This is a genomic window from Acinetobacter lwoffii (genome assembly GCF_024129115.1).
GTDB classification, from domain to species: domain Bacteria; phylum Pseudomonadota; class Gammaproteobacteria; order Pseudomonadales; family Moraxellaceae; genus Acinetobacter; species Acinetobacter lwoffii_T.
Window position 1 is genome coordinate 57,795 of the sequence record NZ_JAMXXO010000012.1, and the last position, 18,271, is coordinate 76,065.

General features: G+C 45.3%; 17 protein-coding genes and 1 pseudogene. 4 read left to right on the forward strand and 14 right to left on the reverse strand.

What is annotated here, in order from left to right; genetic code table 11:
- Positions 1-10 precede the first annotated feature (10 nt).
- From NI470_RS10190 to paaA, 8 genes are all read right to left on the reverse strand, one after another.
- Positions 11-1,564 carry a 3-hydroxyacyl-CoA dehydrogenase gene (locus NI470_RS10190; protein ID WP_253148311.1) on the reverse strand — a complete coding sequence of 518 codons (1,554 nt, stop codon included), beginning with the start codon at positions 1,562-1,564 and terminating at the stop codon, positions 11-13.
- Positions 1,565-1,567: 3 nt separating this feature from the next.
- A complete protein-coding gene (gene paaG, locus NI470_RS10195) occupies positions 1,568-2,359 on the reverse strand; it encodes a 2-(1,2-epoxy-1,2-dihydrophenyl)acetyl-CoA isomerase PaaG (protein ID WP_005247159.1) in 792 nt (263 codons plus the stop codon).
- Positions 2,359-3,129 (reverse strand): enoyl-CoA hydratase-related protein, encoded by a 771-nt coding sequence (locus NI470_RS10200; RefSeq protein WP_253148309.1) that lies wholly within the window; start codon positions 3,127-3,129, stop codon positions 2,359-2,361. Before NI470_RS10200 ends, paaG begins: the two co-directional genes overlap by 1 nt.
- Positions 3,130-3,171: 42 nt before the next feature.
- A complete protein-coding gene (gene paaE / locus NI470_RS10205; protein ID WP_253148308.1) occupies positions 3,172-4,230 on the reverse strand; it encodes a 1,2-phenylacetyl-CoA epoxidase subunit PaaE in 1,059 nt (352 codons plus the stop codon).
- A gap of 75 nt (positions 4,231-4,305) precedes the next feature.
- Positions 4,306-4,806 (reverse strand): 1,2-phenylacetyl-CoA epoxidase subunit PaaD, encoded by a 501-nt coding sequence (gene paaD / locus NI470_RS10210; protein WP_253148307.1) that lies wholly within the window; start codon positions 4,804-4,806, stop codon positions 4,306-4,308.
- Positions 4,807-4,834: 28 nt separating this feature from the next.
- Positions 4,835-5,590: a 1,2-phenylacetyl-CoA epoxidase subunit PaaC gene (paaC, locus tag NI470_RS10215; RefSeq protein WP_026056591.1), complete on the reverse strand. Its 756-nt coding sequence runs from the start codon at positions 5,588-5,590 to the stop codon at positions 4,835-4,837.
- Between the two features lie 17 nt (positions 5,591-5,607).
- Positions 5,608-5,898 (reverse strand): 1,2-phenylacetyl-CoA epoxidase subunit PaaB, encoded by a 291-nt coding sequence (gene paaB, locus NI470_RS10220; protein WP_004279183.1) that lies wholly within the window; start codon positions 5,896-5,898, stop codon positions 5,608-5,610.
- A gap of 33 nt (positions 5,899-5,931) precedes the next feature.
- A complete protein-coding gene (paaA, locus tag NI470_RS10225; protein ID WP_004646055.1) occupies positions 5,932-6,876 on the reverse strand; it encodes a 1,2-phenylacetyl-CoA epoxidase subunit PaaA in 945 nt (314 codons plus the stop codon).
- Between the two features lie 262 nt (positions 6,877-7,138).
- Here paaA and paaZ point away from each other — a divergent pair, with 262 nt between their 5' ends.
- The 3 genes from paaZ to NI470_RS10240 all read left to right on the forward strand — a co-directional run bounded on the left by paaZ (position 7,139) and on the right by NI470_RS10240 (position 12,004).
- Entirely contained in the window at positions 7,139-9,250 is a 2,112-nt protein-coding gene (paaZ, locus tag NI470_RS10230; RefSeq protein WP_253148306.1) for a phenylacetic acid degradation bifunctional protein PaaZ, read from the forward strand.
- Between the two features lie 193 nt (positions 9,251-9,443).
- Positions 9,444-10,883 carry a spinster family MFS transporter gene (locus tag NI470_RS10235; RefSeq protein ID WP_005251040.1) on the forward strand — a complete coding sequence of 480 codons (1,440 nt, stop codon included), beginning with the start codon at positions 9,444-9,446 and terminating at the stop codon, positions 10,881-10,883.
- Between the two features lie 185 nt (positions 10,884-11,068).
- A complete protein-coding gene (locus NI470_RS10240; protein WP_005251039.1) occupies positions 11,069-12,004 on the forward strand; it encodes a tRNA-dihydrouridine synthase in 936 nt (311 codons plus the stop codon).
- 373 nt (positions 12,005-12,377) lie between these two features.
- Here the strand turns inward: NI470_RS10240 and NI470_RS10245 are convergent, their stop codons facing one another.
- The 3 genes from NI470_RS10245 to rpe form a co-directional block, all read right to left on the reverse strand.
- Positions 12,378-12,863, reverse strand: a complete 486-nt coding sequence (locus NI470_RS10245; RefSeq protein ID WP_253148305.1) for a methylated-DNA--[protein]-cysteine S-methyltransferase — start codon at positions 12,861-12,863, stop codon at positions 12,378-12,380.
- A gap of 73 nt (positions 12,864-12,936) precedes the next feature.
- A complete protein-coding gene (locus tag NI470_RS10250) occupies positions 12,937-13,254 on the reverse strand; it encodes a DMT family transporter (RefSeq protein ID WP_004279177.1) in 318 nt (105 codons plus the stop codon).
- 627 nt (positions 13,255-13,881) lie between these two features.
- Positions 13,882-14,568 carry a ribulose-phosphate 3-epimerase gene (rpe, locus tag NI470_RS10255; protein WP_253148304.1) on the reverse strand — a complete coding sequence of 229 codons (687 nt, stop codon included), beginning with the start codon at positions 14,566-14,568 and terminating at the stop codon, positions 13,882-13,884.
- Positions 14,569-14,736: 168 nt separating this feature from the next.
- Here rpe and NI470_RS10260 point away from each other — a divergent pair, with 168 nt between their 5' ends.
- Positions 14,737-15,015 (forward strand): DUF2218 domain-containing protein, encoded by a 279-nt coding sequence (locus tag NI470_RS10260; protein ID WP_153566722.1) that lies wholly within the window; start codon positions 14,737-14,739, stop codon positions 15,013-15,015.
- Between the two features lie 44 nt (positions 15,016-15,059).
- On the opposite strand, the gene NI470_RS10265 is transcribed toward NI470_RS10260, so the two are convergent.
- The 3 genes and pseudogenes from NI470_RS10265 to fghA all read right to left on the reverse strand — a co-directional run bounded on the left by NI470_RS10265 (position 15,060) and on the right by fghA (position 18,265).
- Positions 15,060-16,199: a M48 family metallopeptidase gene (locus NI470_RS10265; RefSeq protein WP_253148303.1), complete on the reverse strand. Its 1,140-nt coding sequence runs from the start codon at positions 16,197-16,199 to the stop codon at positions 15,060-15,062.
- An 11-nt stretch (positions 16,200-16,210) separates the two neighbouring features.
- A pseudogene (locus tag NI470_RS10275) lies at positions 16,211-17,308 on the reverse strand (YjgN family protein).
- Between the two features lie 120 nt (positions 17,309-17,428).
- Complete coding sequence (gene fghA / locus NI470_RS10280) at positions 17,429-18,265, reverse strand: S-formylglutathione hydrolase (protein ID WP_138743195.1); 837 nt, start codon at positions 18,263-18,265, stop codon at positions 17,429-17,431.
- Between the last annotated feature and the right edge of the window lie 6 nt (positions 18,266-18,271).

Genomic DNA, 18,271 nt, shown 5'->3' on the forward strand with positions numbered 1-18,271 from the left:
ATTCTTCCTTTTAGCCAGCAACACGTAATGGTTGCTGCTGAGTTTTCTGTGCATATCCCTGCACCGCTTTCTTTGCTAAATATATACTAGTTCTATAGCGGTCTTCACCATAAATACGATACATATTTTCTAAAATTTGTAAAATTGTGTAATATCCAATTTTATCTGCCCATTCGAATGGACCACAAGGATAATTCACGCCATATTTCATAGCAGAATCAATATCTTGTTCTGATGCTATATCATGCAGTACCGCTTCACAGGCTTCATTCACCAACATGGCAATACTACGTATAACATAAAGACCGGGATGATCCTTAGACCAAATAGGTATCATATCCATACCTATGAGGAATAGCTCCACTGCCTGGCGTTGTTCAGCACTACATGCTGGTGATGCAACGACTGGAATCGATTGGGCATTTTCCCAATCTGCATGCCAATCCATCAACACCACAGGCTCATGCGGATAAGCCAGTTCAACTGATTCGCCAAGCGATAATCGCAGAGAAAGGTCACCAATCAGGATTTCATTCTGTTCTGCCGCCTGAAAAATGAGGTTCACATGAGAGGCCTGTTTTAAGCGTTCAATCAGTGCTGCTGAGTGCAGCCATTCACCTTTTACCGTGACTTTGAGCTTATTCAGCGACTTGGCATAACACACTGGCAATTCATATACAGGTGCAGGCTTGGACAGCGTGTAATCATAAAAACCTTGACCGGACTTGCGACCATAACAACCGGCATCGACCAGTTCTTTTTGAATCAAGGACGGGCGGTAGCGTGGCTCATAGAAAAATTCCTGATAGACACTTTGTGTGACCGAGAAATTCACATCCTGCCCAATCAGATCTGTAAGTTCACACGGCCCCATGGCAAAACGGCCACATTCGCGCATGATGTAATCGAGCTGTTCCGGGGTGGTGGCATTTTCCTGCAAGGCACGAAAGGCCTCGGCATAATAAGGTCGTGCGACACGATTGACGATAAAACCGGGGGTCGATTTGGCTCGCACCGGAACCTTGTTCCAGTCCTTCATCAGATCAAATACTGCATCGGCAATCGCTGCTGAGGTTTTCAGTCCGCGGATAATCTCGACCAGTTTCATCACTGGGGCCGGATTAAAAAAATGCAGGCCAATCACTCGCTCGGGATGTGGAATCGCCGAGGCAATGGCGGTAATGGAAATCGAAGAAGTATTGGACGCAAAAATCGTCTGTTCCGGGCAAATGGCAGCCAGCTGTTGAAACAGGTTTTGTTTGACTTCTTTCTTCTCGACAATGGCTTCAATAATTAAGCCCACATCGGCAAGCTGCTGAATGTCCTCTGCCACAATCAGATTGGCAAAGGTACTTTCCAGCAATTGCTGGGTCATTTTGCCATTTTGTACGCGCTTGCTAAGCTGCGCCTCTAAAGCAGTTAAGGCACTCTGAACTTTGCTGCGATCGAGATCAAACACATAGGTCGGATGCCCGTGCATGGCTGCCAGTTGTGCAATACCAATCCCCATGGTTCCAGCACCGACCACAGCAACTTTGACTTGTTCCAAATTGATCTGTTGCATGATTTAGCATCCTTTATATTCAGGGGTACGCTTCTGCATAAAGGCTTGTACACCTTCTTTATAGTCGCTTGAACGTCCAGCCAGACGTTGCAGGTCACGTTCCAGAATGAGCTGCTCATCCAGATTATTGTCGGCTGCGGCATGGATGGCTTTTTTGATCAGGGACAGACCATAGGTCGGTTGCTGTGCCAGATGCTCTGCCAGTTTTTTCGCTTCTGCTTGCAGTTGTTCATCTTCAACCACTTGCCAGATCATGCCCAGTTGTACTGCGCGCTCAGCCGGAATTTTATCGCCGAGCATGGCAAGGCCCATCGCCTGAGCGCGCCCGACCAGACGCGGCAGGAACCAGGTACCGCCTGAATCTGGCACCAAGCCAAGACGGCAGAAGGCCTGAATAAAGGAAGCCGATTTTGCTGCCACCACAATGTCACAGGCCAGGGCAATATTGGCGCCTGCCCCTGCTGCCACACCATTCACCGCACAAATCACCGGTTTAGGCATTTCAGTAATCAGCTTAATCAGAGGGTTGTAATATTTTTCAATCGACAGACCTAAGTCCGGTGCATCGGCATTCGGATCGACCACACGGTCATTCAGATCCTGACCGGCACAGAAACCGCGGCCTTCGGCTGAGATCACTACGGCACGAATCTGGCTGTCTTTGGCCCAGGCCTTGATGACCTTGGAGACTTCCTGATGCATGGTTTCATTAAAGCTGTTGAGCTGTTTTGGACGGTTAAAGGTCAGGTAGCCCACTGCATTTTTTTCTTCGACAATAATTGTTTGATAATCCATTACACACCTCTAAATTCTGGTTTTCTTTTTTCTAAAAATGCATTGATGCCTTCCTGGCGATCTTGGGTCGCCGCCAGCCAGACAAAATGTTGACGTTCAAGTTTCAGTCCCTGACTTAAAGTCACTTCATGAATCGACTTTAAAGATTGCTTGATGGCACGAATGGCCAGCGGTGCCTGCTTGGCAATTTTTTCTGCCAGTTCCAGTGCGTATTGCACGGTCAATCCTGCCGGACAAACCTGGCTACTAATGCCATGTTGCAAGGCTGTTTGTGCCGGAATCATTTCACCAGTCATGGCCCAGCGCATCGTTAATTGCTGACCGACCAGACGGGCCAGACGCTGGGTTCCACCGGCACCCGGCAACATACCTAAACCGATTTCAGGCAAGGCAAACTGGGCATTTTCTCCGGTCAGCACCATGTCACCATGCAAAGCCAACTCGAAACCTGCACCAAAAGCATAACCATTTACGGCCATGATTAAAGGCTTGGAAAATTCATCAATTTTTTTCCAGAGCAGTGGGCGTTGGTCTTGCTGGATGCTGACCACATCTAACCGCGCCAGCTCATTTAAATCAGCACCGGCAGCAAAGCATTGCGTATTTCCGGTGATGACCACGGCTTTCACAGCAGCATCTGTTTCCAAGTCCTGTAGACAGGCTGCAATGTTTTGCAAGGTGGCATTGTTTAAAGCATTGCGCTTTTCTGGACGATTTAGCTCGATCAGTACCACACCCGGCTTGGGTGAGCTGGTTTTAATGTAGGTCATCCTTGAACTCCTGCTATGCTCGCGGTGCTGTAAATTCAGCTTTTATTCATCAAAACTGAGTCGGACATTGGCCGTGGTTGGACGTGCCTGACAACTGAGCACATAGCCTTTCTGAATTTCATCTTCTTCCAGACTGTAATTCACCGCCATTTCAACCTGTCCCTCTAACACCTTACATTTACAGGTGGCACAAACGCCGCCCTTACAGGCATATGGCAGGTCGGCTCCGGCACGTAGCGCAGCATCTAAAATACTGTCATCCTGCTTAGAGACTTCAACAATCAGCTCGCGACCATCGAGGATGATATTGACGCGTTCTTCGCTGCGGCTTTCAATCTGCTGGGCGGTTGCTTTCGGTGCAGTACCCGTATTGAAGCGTTCAGTGTGAATCTTGCTGCGTTGAATGCCCCAAGTCGGTAATACCGTTTCGACCGCCGCCATCATTTCTTCAGGACCGCAAGCGAAACAGTGATCTGCTTCGGCTGAAATCAGATTGGCCTGAAACAGCTGCTGTAATTTTTCCGCATCGATCCGACCATTAAAGATCTCGCTGTCATTCAGTTCACGTGAAAAAATATTCACCAGTTGCAGACGTTCCTTAAAACGGTCTTTCAGGTCCATGATCTGTTCAGAAAACATAGTCTGTTTCCAGGAACGGTTGCCATATACCAGAGTGAATGTTGCGTCCGCTTGACGGTTCAGCACTGACTTTACAATCGATAAGATCGGCGTAATACCACTGCCTGCTGCAAATCCTAGATAATTCTGGCCACCAGCCTTGGCGGCTTTCTGAAAGAACACCCCTTGCGGTGGCATGACTTCTAGTACATCGCCCGCTTTGAGATGCGCATTGGCCCAGGTTGAAAACTGACCCTGATCAATTTTTTTAATCGCAATGCTCATGTCTTCCTGAGTATCACTGCAGATCGAGTAGCAGCGGCGCAGCTCGCCGTCATCGGTTAAATGACGAATGGTGAGGTGCTGACCCGGCTGATATTGAAAAGTATCCAACTGCTCAGGCGCGAGATCAAAGGCAATGCAGATCGCTTGCTCGGTTTGTGGCTGAATCGATTTAATGGTTAATGGTATAAATTGGCTCATGGCAAAATCCTTCTTTTAGGTGGCGGTGTTCAGGCTTGTTATTGGTTTACCCTGCCCACCGCGCAATCGTTACAATCAAATACATTTGAAATAGTCAAAAGTTTCGAAGCAGTCCCGACATTGATATAAAGCTTTACAGGCGGTCGAACCGAATTCACTTAATAATTTGCTGTTGTTACTTAAGCACTGTGGACAGGTGATGCCATCGGTCAATGCCACATGCGTACCACAGCTATGTGACTGGCCTTGCGGCGGGGCAATACCATATTGCTGTAATTTGTGTTTGCCCGATTCACTCATCCAGTCCGTGGTCCAGGCTTGAGACAGATCCACAATGACTTTGACCGGCGTCAAACCATTGGCCTCGAAAGCCTGGGTAATTTCTGCTTTTAATAAATCCGTGGCCGGACAGCCGCTATAGGTCGGCGTGAGTCGCACCACAATTTCATCCTGCTGATTCAGCTCGACGCCACGAATCATACCCAGATCAATCACTGACAATACCGGAATCTCTGGATCAGAAACCTGCTGTAAAACGTCCCAACATTGATCTTCTACGTGTCGAATCAGATTCATGCGACTCACTCCCTGTGATTGTGCCGAATTACCAGTTCATGTTTGGATATGAGCGCTGCATGTATTGCAGTTCAGCCAAAACAAAACCGAGATGTTCTGTATGTAAACCCTGTTTAGCCCCACTGCGATAAGCGCCTAGCTCTGGCAGGCTTAATTCAAATCGCGCTAACTCGGATGTAATGGTCTCCAGCCACTGGGCTTTTAAATTTTCAATATCTGGAATGACACCGCTATCGACCAACTGTCTTTCATCAGCCGTCAGAACAAAAAGTTCCTCGGTAAAACGCCATAACTGGTTTAAACCTTGCTGGGTTTTTTCATGCGCTTCTGCGGTACCTAAACTTAAGCGTTCCATCCAGGTGGTGGAAAAACGCTGGTGATATTTCACTTCTTTGAGTGATTTCACTGCAAAAGCCGCCAACTCAGCATGCTGACTTTGACTTAAGGCGCTAAACAATAAAGCGTGGTAGTGATCCATCAACCACTGGCGCACCAGGGTCTGGGCAAAGTCACCATTCGGCTGTTCACACAGCAGCAAATTACGGTATTCACGTTCGGTACGGAAATAAGCCAGCTTGTCTTCATCACGGCCCTGTCCTTCCACTTCACCCGCCAGACTGAGGGCAGTACGTGCCTGACCCAATAAATCCAGTCCGATATTGGCTAAGGCAATATCCAGCTCCAGTTCAGGTGCATGACCACACCACTCTGCCAAACGATGAGACAGGATCAGTTGACTGTCACCCACATGTAAAAGAAATTCTGCCAATACTTGATTTGTCATATTCTTCACCTTTCCCTTTACATGTGCTCGATGCCAGCTGGAATGTTATAAAAGGTTGGATGACGATAAACCTTGTCCAAAGCCGGTTCAAAAAACTCTGCTTTTTCATCTGGCTGGGAAGAGGTAATCAATTCAGATTTCACCACCCAGATACTGATGCCTTCATTGCGGCGGGTATATACATCGCGGGCATTTTGTAGTGCGACTTCCTCATCCGGCGCACGCAGGCTGCCGACATGACGGTGACTCAGACCCTGTTTACTACGCACAAACACTTCATAAAGTGACCAGTTATTTTTGTTATTCATGAGCAAATTTCCTTATATTGATCAAACTATTTTTTAAGCAACTTTTTGTGCTGCTGACTGTTGCTGCTGTTTCTGCGCATAGACGGCTGCTGAATCACGTACCCACTTGCCGCCTTCCCAAGCTTTGCGGCGTGCTTCAATACGCTCATGGTTACACGGTCCCTTGCCTGCAAGAATCGCAAAAAACTCATCCCAATTGATTTCACCAAATTCATAATGTCCGGTGGCTTCATTGAATTTAAGGTCTGGATCGGGAACGGTTAAACCCAGCTGTAAAACTTGCGACACGGTGTTATCGACAAATTTCTGACGTAGCTCATCGTTGCTGAATAATTTAATTTTCCACTGCATACTTTGTGCACTGTTCGGTGAATTATCATCACTTGGACCAAACATCATCAGTGCCGGCCACCAAAAACGGTTCACGGCATCCTGTGCCATCTGCTTTTGTTCCGGCGTACCATTGGCCAGTTCCATCATGGCTTCAAAGCCCTGACGCTGATGGAAACTTTCTTCCTTGCAGACGCGCACCATAGCGCGGGCATAAGGACCATAAGACGTACGGCACAACGCAACCTGATTGACAATTGCTGCACCATCCACCAGCCAGCCAATCGCTGCAACATCGGCCCAGCTCAGAGTTGGATAGTTAAAAATGGATGAATATTTCATGCGACCGGCAATCAGCTTATCCATCATGTCGTCACGATCCGCCCCCAGGGTTTCTGCAGCGCTGTAGAGATACAAGGCATGACCGGCTTCGTCCTGAACTTTTGCCATCAGCACGGCTTTACGTTTTAAAGTTGGTGCACGGGTAATCCAGTTGCCTTCTGGCAACATGCCCACCACTTCAGAGTGTGCGTGCTGACCGATCTGACGAATCAAGGTTTTACGATAAGCATCCGGCATCCAGTCTTTCGGCTCGATGGAAATATCCTTTTCAATCTTTTGATCGAAGATTTGTTGTTGATTATTCATTGTTCCCTCACTTATCCCAAGTGTTGATACACTCAAATTAAAACGATACGTAATTAAAATCAATATCTATTTATTGGTATCATTTAATTTTTATCACTTATTTTTAATAAATATTTGTTTTATATAACTTAATATTTTTTATTTTATTGTTACGCATTTTTAAATACAGATTTATGATTGACATTTTCAATTTTTCAACACAAATTATGAAACATCAAAATTAAAATACATCTCAAAACGTATCATAAATGGAGTTTTTACAATGTTAGAGTTAGACAGCAGCTCAAGCACAACGGATTATCAAGATACTGAATCAACCCATAATCCTATTGCCATCAAAAGCTTATCTTCACTGGTGTACGGCCAGGAATACGCAGCGCAAGCCGATTTACGTACGGTTTACCATGCCATAACTGGTGAAGCCGTTTATCAGGTCGGCAGTCAGGGCATCGATACCCAAGCCGTGGTGAATTATGCCAAACAGAAAGGCTCAACCATTGCCACCTGGACTTTCCATCAACGTGCCAATGCACTGAAGCAAGTGGCACAGTATTTATTAGAACGTAAAGAAGAGTTTTACCAGCTTGCCAAGTCAACGGGCTGTACCCGTAAGGATGCCTGGATTGATATTGAAGGTGGGATTGGCACCTTATATGCGTATTCAAGTTTGGTGCGTCGTGAACTGAGTGATGAAACAGCGCTAGTCGAAGATGCCTGGATTCCTCTTTCTAAGCAAGGTAGCTTTGGCGCGAAACATATTCTGACGCCTAAAGCCGGTGTCGCCGTGCATATCAATGCCTTTAACTTTCCGATCTGGGGCATGCTGGAGAAAATCGCTCCTACACTACTGGCAGGCGTACCCTGTATTGTCAAACCGGCGACCGAAGGTGCCGAGCTGACCCATGCCGTGGTCAAAGCCATTCATGAAAGCGGTTTCTTGCCAGAAGGTTCACTACAGCTCATTTGTGGACAGATCTATGATTTATTTGATCATTTAAATCCTCAAGATACGGTCACTTTTACCGGTTCTGCTTCAACAGGGCAAAAACTGCGTTCGCATCCACATTTAAATGCCTACTCGATTCCATTCACCATGGAGGCAGACTCGGTCAACAGTGCGATTTTAACAGCGCAAGCCAATGATGAAACGATTGATTTATTTGTCCGTGAAGTTTTCCGTGAAATGACCACTAAAGCTGGACAAAAATGTACTGCCATTCGTCGTGCCTTTGTGCCAGCCGAGATATTGGATACAGTACAAGACCGTCTGATTGCAAAACTGAAAAAAGTGGTTGTCGGTGATCCGGCTCAGGAAGGCGTAACGATGGGTGCTTTGGCCAGCGTCAAACAGAAATATGATGTCGCTGCAAAAGTTGAACAGCTCAGCCAGGATGCAGAGATCGTATTCGGTAGCCACTTGCGTCAGGACTTTAAGATTCAAGTACAAAATACGGAGACATCTGCATGCTATCCACCGACAGTTTTGCTATGTAAAGCACCAGCTCAGGCAAAAAATATTCATAAGATTGAAGCCTTTGGGCCTGTAGTGACTTTAATGCCGTATAGCGACCTCGCTCAGCTGGCTGACCTAGTGGCACGTGGCGAAGGTAGCTTAGTGGCCTCCATCGTACGCAATACCGATGAAAATATTGAACAACTGCTCAGCAAAATTGCGCCATGGCATGGTCGTGTCCATATTCTGGATGCTGAAAGTGCCAAAGAAAGTACCGGACATGGCTCTCCATTGCCTTTACTGGTGCATGGTGGACCGGGTCGTGCCGGTGGAGGTGAGGAACTCGGCGGCTTGCGCGCAGTCAAACATTATATGCAACGTACTGCGATTCAAGGCTCGCCAAATGCCATGACCCAGGTCGGCCATAGCTGGACGGCAGGCGCTCAGGTCTTTGAAGACCGTGTGCATCCTTTCAAAAAGTCATTTGATGAATTGCGTATCGGCGAGCGCTTGCTGACTGCACGACGTAGCGTGACTGAAGCCGATCTGGTGAATTTCGGCTGCCTGAGCGGTGATCACTTCTATGCGCATATGGACAAAATTGCTGCGGCAGAATCACTGTTTGGTGAGCGTGTCGCACATGGCTATTTCGTAGTATCCGCAGCTGCAGGTTTATTCGTTGATGCTGCTCCAGGCCCGGTCATTGCCAACTATGGCATGGACAACTTGCGCTTTGTAGAACCGGTAAAAATTGGCGATACCATTCAGGTAGAACTGACCTGTAAGCAGAAAACTCCAAAAGCACTGCGCGATCCGGCACAGAAACCACATGGTGTCGTGGTCTGGGATATTAAAGTGAAAAACCAGCGCAATGAACTGGTTGCAACCTACGATATTTTAACGCTGGTTGAACGTGGCTAAAAATTCATACCAAAAAAAGGAATCATTATGATTCCTTTTTTTTATCTTTAAAAATTATTTGTATCTATTTTTAAAAACAGATTGACGTCTATCTATTTAGCCTCTAGATTAATTAAATGCGATACAACATAAAAATAACAAGCAAATTAAAAGTATCAAATAAATATCTCAAACGATCAGCACAGGATGTTGCATGATGAATGATAAATCGCTGAACCTAGAAATGGTTGAAAGGACGATTCAACCAACAGATCAAAATTTTGAGCCTATACCGACAGAAACGGCCGTGCCGCTGTCTGAACAGATTGAACCGCCACCGGAAAGCAGCACCTATCAATGGTATGTGGTGGTCATTTGTATGGTGGCTTACATTCTGTCATTTGTAGACCGTCAAATTTTATCGCTCATGATTGAACCGATTAAAGCCGATTTAATGCTAAGCGATACCCAGTTTAGTCTATTGCAAGGTCTGGCCTTCTCCTTGTTTTATGCCATTATGGGTCTGCCCATCGCAGCATTGGCGGATCGAAAGTCCCGGATTAAAATCATTGCAACCGGGATTGCGTTTTGGAGTCTTGCCACAGCGGCTTGTGGTCTCAGTAAAAACTTTATTCAAATGTTTATTGCACGTTTGAGTGTGGGTGCCGGTGAAGCTGCGCTTTCCCCTGCCTTTTATTCAATCGTTGCCGATTTATTTCCGAAAGATAAATTAGGCCGTGCACTCGGTGTATATGCGATTGGTGCCTTTATTGGTTCGGGCCTAGCTTTCCTGATTGGCGGCTATGTGATTGGCCTGCTAAAAGATGTCAGCTTCGTGGCTTTACCGCTCATTGGTGAAGTGAAAACCTGGCAACTTACCTTTATGATTGTGGGTCTACCGGGCGTATTGCTGGCCCTGCTCATGGTGCTGACGGTGCGTGAACCTGCACGTAAGGGTATGAAAGTCGGTCAAGATGGCCAAGTCATTAAAGCCTCTTTCAAAAATTCGATCGGTTTTATCAAGACACATAAAAAGACCTTCTTCTGTCATTTTATTGGCTTTTCTTTTTACACCATGATGCTGTATTCGCTGCTAGGCTGGGCACCTGCCTATTACATGCGTAATTTCGGTCTGGATGCGAGTCAAACCGGTTATATCCTCGGTACGATTATTCTAGTCGCGAATACTTCAGGTGCCTTGTTCTGTGGCTGGTTGATCGACTTCTTCTCGAAACGTGGCTATAGCGATGCTGCAATTCGTACCGGTGCGATTGGCTGTGCAGCGCTGATTATTCCGAGTGTGCTGTTTACTCAAGTCGATAATATGCAGCTTTCATTTGCGCTGATTTTTGTGGCGATGTTCTTCTCCACTTTCCCGATTCCTGCATCGGCTGCTGCTACGCAAATGCTGACACCGAATCAGCTACGCGCACAGGTATCTGCCAAATTCCTGCTGGTTTCAAACCTGATTGCCTTAGGCGTCGGAACCACCGCAGTGGCGTTAATCACGGATAAATATTTCCAGAATACCTTAATGGTTGGTAACTCAATCTCGATCGTCAATGCGATTGCCGGATTGATTGGTTGCTTCCTGTTGTACAAGGGCTGTCAGTATTATCGTGAGAGTATGAAAGTCGAAAAACTGGCGGACTAAAATGGCTGGATATTGCTAAACCTTCTTAATTTTCACTTTTAAAGGCCTTTAATCCACATTAAAGGCCTTTTTATATCAGCCCAAAAAGTTCAATTTTCAGGTACTCATCATTCAATTCCGATCCAGCCTAGACAGGCTGCCTAAAAAAACGTATAACACCGTTTTAAATTTACAGGTGTGCACCGTTGAAACTTGTGCTTGCTCCCATGGAAGGCTTAACCGATCCGATTATGCGTGATGTGCTGACATCCGTAGGTAGCTTTGACTGGTGTGTGACCGAGTTTATCCGTGTCACCGATTCCCTTCTGCCCGATCATATTTATCATACTTACTGCCCGGAACTGTTGAATGATGGCAAGACGGCGGCAGGTACACCGGTACATGTCCAATTCTTAGGAAATAATCCGGAGATGCTAGCAGCGAATGCCGCCAAAGTGGCAGCCATGGGCGCACCGGCAATTGACATGAATTTTGGCTGTCCGGCCAAAACCGTGAACCGTCATCGTGGTGGTTCAGTCCTGCTCGATGAACCCGAAGTCGTGCATGAGCTGGTTAAAGCCGTGCGTGATGCAGTGCCTGCGCATATTCCGGTTTCCGCCAAAATGCGTCTGGGTTATATGGACCGTAATTTCATGCTGGAAAATGCCCATGCCATTGAAGATGCAGGAGCAGCATGGGTTACCGTTCATGCACGCACCAAAGCCGATGGCTATACTCCGCCCGCATTCTGGGACCAGCTACAACCGATTCGTGAGACACTTAAGATCAATGTGATCGCCAATGGTGAAATCTGGAACAATGCCGATGCCAAACAGTGCCGTCTGGAATCCGGTTGCGAAGATCTGATGATTGGCCGTGGTGCAGTGACTACACCCGACCTGACCCAATGTATCCGTCAAAACTCGGATGCACCTTTGATGAACTGGAATGAACTACTGCAACTGCAAATCCGTTTTATTAACGGTCCCGCCAAAACCGAAATCGGCATGGTTGGTCGTTACAAACAATGGCTGGGCATGATGTCGAAACATTATCCTGAAGCCAAAGCATTATGGGATGAAGTAAAACGGATTAAAGTTCTGGCCGAGATTACCGAAAAACTGAAAGCTTCAAATATTTAAAACTAAAAAGCCTTTGAATCATTCAAAGGCTTTTTTATGGGCTCGTAAAAGCTTATGACTGCTTAGGCTGTTTTGAATACCACTTCGAAATAAATCCAATCACAAAGTATGAATAGATTAATTTCTACTAGCAGAACATCCATATTCTAATTTTTCATTTGTTTTAAATTTTTAGATATTAAAGTTCTTTCATAAATCATTTTTTATAATCACTACAAAGGAAATACCCTCTCCTTGTAGGAGAGGGCGAGGGAGAGGTTTTTACCCCCTCATCTCCTTGCTAAGCAGTGCTTCTTATCCCAGAGGGAGAAGGAACTTTTAATATTCATTTTAAAATGAATAGAACGATCATTTTTTGATTTATAAAAGAGATTTATGAATGCGTCCGCTCAATATTTAACAGGATTTCTTTTTTATCCAAACCACCGGCAAATCCTACCAGCTTGCCACTGCGACCAATCACCCGATGACAGGGTGCAATAATCGAAATCGGGTTTTTGCCATTGGCTGCACCCACGGCGCGTACAGCCTTGATATTACCCACCTGTTCAGCAATGTCGCGATAGCTTCGCGTCTGTCCGTAGGGAATATTCAGTAGCACCTGCCAAACCTTTTTCTGAAAATCAGTACCTGCAAAGTCCAAAGGCAGGTCAAAAACATTGCGCTGACCAGCAAAATATTCCTGAAGCTGACGTCTGGTTTCAATCAAAACCGGATGCTGCGGATCTTCAACCAAGGTCGCCAGTTTCACCCGATTCGGCTGTTCACAGTCCCAAAGCACGGCTACCAGCGCGATTTCATTCGCGACCAGTTGTAGCTGACCTACGGGAGAATCCATATAGAGATAACTTAAGTTCATGATGGCGCCCTGTCCCAATCGCTGGAGTTCATTTTCTATATTAACCCAGTTCACCGAGACAAGCAGAAACAAATTATGAAGAGGATACTTTCATCAGCACCAGACCGGAAATGATGAGTACGGCAGCCAGCATACGCAACGCTGTAGCGGGTTCACCCAAAACCCAAATACCGATGAGAAATGAACCCACTGCACCAATCCCGGTCCAGATCGTATAGGCTGTACCTAGCGGCAAAGTACGCATCGCATAAGCCAGTAAAGCAAAACTCAGTACCATGAAGACAATGGTAATAATACTTGGGGTAAGTCTGGTAAATCCTTCAGACAGCTTCATCGAATATGCCCAAACGATTTCAAAAATACCCGCAAGAATAAGTACGATCCAGGCCATGCAGCCTCCTCCTTTTATATAAGAATCAGGCCGTCCTGACGATTTTTCCTGTAAATTCCGATACGTAATTCACAAGGGAGGTCGTTCCTCCTAGGTGTAAAAATTTGATAAAACCGCGTTTCAGCAATCTGGCTATTTTTACAAAACATCACTTATCGAGATACAACTTAACTTTGTCTTACTCAAATCTTCACGACATTCATGGCTACTCTGGTTATGGTAGATTTTGAAAATGCCAAGTCAGAAATAGTTCTAATAATCGGGCAATTCATTCACAACAATTACATGAGAATGGACTCAGAATATTAAGTTATACACATCAATTAAATTTAAACTTTGTCTGGAGAAATTACATAATGAAACACAAATATACGACACATTGATCACTTTTTGCCTGGTTCCATTATCAACCTATGGTGAATAAATAACCACCAAACACAAGGGTTATAAGCAATAAAAAAGAACCCGATTTGAGTTCTTTTTATACAAATTTTGTCTAAATCGCAATCAATCAGGCTACAAATGATTACATTTTATGCAACATATCCATATGGTTATCAACATAGATATCTACACACTTATCCATAAAGTTATCCACATATTTATGCACTTATGAGTTTTTAACGATTACAGTTGAACCTGCCCTACTCTCGCTAATTCCGCACGCATTTCATCAATCACAGCTTTATAATCCAGCTTACCAAAAATAGCTGAACCAGCTACAAACATATCCGCACCCGCTTCGGCAATTTCACGAATGTTGCTTGGTGTAACACCGCCATCAACTTCCAAACGAATATCACGACCTGAAGCATCAATCAGTTTGCGTGCCTGACGTAATTTATCCAAAGTCATTGGAATAAATTTCTGTCCGCCAAAGCCCGGGTTCACGCTCATGAGCAGGATTTGATCGACTTTATCCAGCACATAATCCAGGTAATGCAATGGTGTTGCCGGATTAAATACCAGCCCCGCTTTTGCACCACCTGATTTGATCAACTGTAAAGAACGGTCAATATGATCAGAAGCTTCTGGATGAAAAGTAATGATATCAGCACCCGCTTCAAGGAAATCCCCGATCATGCGATCTACCGGCTTAACCATCAAATGCACATCAATGGGCGCCTTGATCCCATAATTTTTCAAGGCCTTACAAACACCTGCACCAAAAGTCAGGTTCGGTACATAATGGTTGTCCATGACATCAAAATGAACAACGTCTGCACCTGCTTCCAACACATTTTCGACTTCTTCACCTAAACGGGCAAAGTCAGCAGATAAAATAGAAGGGGCAATTAAATAAGGCTTGGACATGGGAGAACCTGGCTTGTTGAAATTGGATTTTTCCCATTATATCAAATCCGCTCCGGCTACTGTGATTCGATGTTGCAAGATTAAAACGCTGTGTAACGCTTTGAGGCTTATGCCGGCATCACCGCTTGGTTTAAAGTACAGGATAATGATGAATAGTGTAGAAGACTGATGAAAAGTATTGCCCATATCCAGACGCAACAAGCTTCACGAATTGCCAAACGCCTAGCCAATCACTGGAAACATAAATTTAATATTGATGAAACCGAACAAAATTTCCTGATTCATTTTCCAAATGCTGAAGTGATATTGGCTCCTGAACAGGATCATCTAACCGTAACGATTCAAAGCACAGATGAATTTACTGACCTGAATAAACTCGAAAATGTGGTTCTGGATCATCTGATCCGTATGGGACAGGAACATCTGACTGCCGACTGGCAAAGATAGGGGCTAAAAAGCCTTAGTGATCAGGGCATAGCAATGATCAGAAACTAGATACGATGATTCGCCTGATCATTAAAGGCATGGATACGCTGAATTCTTTTATCCAGTTCGAGATGTGATTCCAGATATTTTTTAAACTTCCCGATTAGGCGAATCCATTTCAGTTCGGTTTCTGTCAGGTGCCGGTCTTTTCCATCAATATTGAGAGTGAAATTTTTCATTTTTAAGGTTTGCGATTCCTCTGCCAGTATTCTGGCATTTTCCACCCGCTGCAAAAAGTTAGACAAGTGAATACTGGAAATCTGCTGTTGATGCAAATGCTGCATGGCATAGTCATCGGCATCCAGTTCAATCGCCTGCGAATATCCGGCATCGGTCAACACGACTACAGATGCGGTGACCACATCACTTAAATCTCCAGTTACCAAGGCAAAAAGTCCCGCCGCCCCCAGATTAGAAATCACTTTTTGCATGCTGTGCTTCTGTACCAGATGGCCTTGTTCGTGGGCCAATACTGCAAGGACTTCTTCATCGGTGCCGCTGATTTTCACCAGTTCATCGGTCACAATAATGGTGTTATTCGGGATGGCTGCGGCATTCATGCCCATGCTTGATCCACCTTGACGGAAAATAATTTTTGCAGGTTTTCCTACAGCAATCTTTTGTTCATACAAAGTTTTTAATCGCATCTGCTGTTCTTCCGGTAGTGTACTTGGTTGGGTCTGGGCAATTAACTGCTGCTCTGTCCGGTTGCCTACTTCAACCAGAGTCTGCTCCGGAAGGAATTTTGCCAGATGTTTGGCACTATAAGGAATCCCCCATTTTAAAATCACAATCACTGCACTAATCACGATGAGCATGGAAAAGAAAATCAGGATCGGTGAACGTTCAAACTTCCAGATTGCATGATAAATATCTTTATGTTTAATCCCGAGCCAATGTGGCGCTTTGCTTAAAAACTCAATCCGACGCTCTTCAGGCAGCTCAATAATCGGTTTACGACCACCGACACCACCAATGTAGGCCATGTCCGGATAAGAAAAATAAAAATCTGCAGCGCTAACTTGTACTGGAACATCCTCATCAAGTTTCAAGGCAATCCCTTGTTGCTGATCCGGTACAATCCAGGCACGACGGGCTTCAGCGAGAATTCCATCATAAAACTTAACTTCGACAGGTCGTTTCATCACATTTACTCCTATAGCGACGCATCGAAATCAAATACGTCCAGGATTTCATCGGCCAAAGCACTCGGGTCAGGTTGCAAGATATGCTCAAGATTGGTTTCATCTTCAGCCACATATAGTTCTAAGTGTTTTAACTGATATTCATATAAACGGATGGCAGCCCAAGGCGTCATTAAGCCCAGACTAAGAACACGTACCATCCAGTTGCTCAGCACAATCCAGCTATAACGCCAGGTGCTTACCCGTGTTTTGAAGTAACTTTGACCAAGCTCCACATGATTCTATGTAATGATATATAAACGTGCAGAAATGACCGGCCAGACCAGCGCCAGGCAAAGCAGATAGCTAAGCAGTAAACCAAGACTAAACAAATTGGTTCCAATCCGGTCCACCCAGTACACCACTGCTGCAAGCCAGCCAATACCAACCAGCAGGCAAAGCCCCAAGGGCAGATAAACGGCAGACATAAACCTGGACCAGTTAATATTCAGCTTGAATTGCAGCTGACCAAGCGATAAATGATTAAAGCAATAGCGTTTATAGAGCCAGATCATCACCGGACTAAACAGCAGCAAAGTAAAGATATTGATCAGGATGGCCAGAAATAAGACCCTGTAAGCCTCGCGGTTGCTGCCATTAAAATAAAAGCGCACATTGCCATATTTGCTATTTCGGGCCTTGAATTTCAAGGTCATCCGACTGAGCCAGGGCAAACACAGCGCAGCGACCATCAATAAAGAACTGGTAGCGAGGATTGAATAGTTGGTCAGTACGACGGTAACCAGATATAGTTCCAGTGCAAACAGACGACCCAGCAAGATCCGGCTGGGCATGGCCACAAAGTCGAAGCGATGGTTTAAAAATTGGGTATTGCCGTAGAAATAACGCATACGGCGTGCCTTGGCCCAAGGGCTGTACAAGGTCAATGTCACTATGGTCAGCATCAGATTCACCATCCAGATACCAAAATATTCGGATGCACTGCCATGAAATCTGAATCCATATCGCTGATATTTCGGTCTGACCGAAGGCGTGGCTTCAGTCGAAAAACTTGAAGCAGCTGGAAATAATGACTCACTGACACGAATACCGTCTGCTGTCTGCTGCATGACGACCCCAATTTTTTATACTTTTATACATCTGATATTAAAAGAAAAACCCCCAGAATGTAAAAACATTTTGGAGGTTTTTTAATCTTTTTGGCTTTGCTACATATCTGCAGTCCTACTTTAAGGATTTAACTGCACGGCATGGAATTGCAAATGATCATCTACGAAACTTTGAATAAAGTAATAACCATGATCATAGCCCTGATGTTCACGCAAAGTTAGCGGCTGGTTCACGCCATCACAAGCCTGCTGGAACAGGGCTGGATTAAGCTGGTTATAGAACTGGTCTGAAAAACCCTGATCAATCAGAATATCGCCAAACAATGCGCCCTTTTCCTGAACCAAAGCGGTCGCATCATGTTTCAGCCATTCCTCTTTTTCAGTACCCAAATAATTCGAGAATGCTTTGTCTCCCCATGGGCACTGACTCGGCGCACAAATTGGTGCAAAGGCTGAAACAGATTTAAATTTTTCTGGATATTTAAATGCCAGAGTCAATGCGCCATGACCACCCATAGAGTGGCCGAAGATGCCGATCTTGCCGGGATGGATTACGAACTCCTCAGTAACCAGTGCATAGAGTTCATCGACAATAAAGCTTTCCATCTGATAATGTTCAACCCAAGGCGCCTGGGTAGCATTGATATAAAAACCTGCACCCTGACCGATATCCCAGTTGTCGCCTTCTGCCACGCCTTCACCACGTGGTGAGGTATCAGGTGTAATCAAAATCAAGCCAAGCTGTGCCGCCAAACGTTGTGCATGCGCCTTGATGGCAAAGGTTTCTTCGGTACAGGTCAAACCAGCCAGATAGAATAATGCAGGACAGCTGTGACCTTCTAAAGCTTGAGGCGGCAGAAAAATGCCAAACTTGGTCGGGGTTTTAAGATAGCGCGAATCAAAACGATAAATCCGCTGTTCACCTTCAAAGCTTCTATTGTTCTGTATAAGTTCCATGGCTAT

Bases quoted from the DNA above. Each gene is read 5' to 3' on its own strand.
- NI470_RS10190 (WP_253148311.1), bottom strand. From the start codon at position 1,564: ATGCAACAGATCAATTTGGAACAAGTCAAAGTTGCTGTGGTCGGTGCT.
- paaG (WP_005247159.1), bottom strand. From the start codon at position 2,359: ATGGATTATCAAACAATTATTGTCGAAGAAAAAAATGCAGTGGGCTAC.
- NI470_RS10200 (WP_253148309.1), bottom strand. From the start codon at position 3,129: ATGACCTACATTAAAACCAGCTCACCCAAGCCGGGTGTGGTACTGATC.
- paaE (WP_253148308.1), bottom strand. From the start codon at position 4,230: ATGAGCCAATTTATACCATTAACCATTAAATCGATTCAGCCACAAACC.
- paaD (WP_253148307.1), bottom strand. From the start codon at position 4,806: ATGAATCTGATTCGACACGTAGAAGATCAATGTTGGGACGTTTTACAG.
- paaC (WP_026056591.1), bottom strand. From the start codon at position 5,590: ATGACAAATCAAGTATTGGCAGAATTTCTTTTACATGTGGGTGACAGT.
- paaB (WP_004279183.1), bottom strand. From the start codon at position 5,898: ATGAATAACAAAAATAACTGGTCACTTTATGAAGTGTTTGTGCGTAGT.
- paaA (WP_004646055.1), bottom strand. From the start codon at position 6,876: ATGAATAATCAACAACAAATCTTCGATCAAAAGATTGAAAAGGATATT.
- paaZ (WP_253148306.1), top strand. From the start codon at position 7,139: ATGTTAGAGTTAGACAGCAGCTCAAGCACAACGGATTATCAAGATACT.
- NI470_RS10235 (WP_005251040.1), top strand. From the start codon at position 9,444: ATGATGAATGATAAATCGCTGAACCTAGAAATGGTTGAAAGGACGATT.
- NI470_RS10245 (WP_253148305.1), bottom strand. From the start codon at position 12,863: ATGAACTTAAGTTATCTCTATATGGATTCTCCCGTAGGTCAGCTACAA.
- NI470_RS10250 (WP_004279177.1), bottom strand. From the start codon at position 13,254: ATGGCCTGGATCGTACTTATTCTTGCGGGTATTTTTGAAATCGTTTGG.
- rpe (WP_253148304.1), bottom strand. From the start codon at position 14,568: ATGTCCAAGCCTTATTTAATTGCCCCTTCTATTTTATCTGCTGACTTT.
- NI470_RS10260 (WP_153566722.1), top strand. From the start codon at position 14,737: ATGAAAAGTATTGCCCATATCCAGACGCAACAAGCTTCACGAATTGCC.
- NI470_RS10265 (WP_253148303.1), bottom strand. From the start codon at position 16,199: ATGAAACGACCTGTCGAAGTTAAGTTTTATGATGGAATTCTCGCTGAA.
- fghA (WP_138743195.1), bottom strand. From the start codon at position 18,265: ATGGAACTTATACAGAACAATAGAAGCTTTGAAGGTGAACAGCGGATT.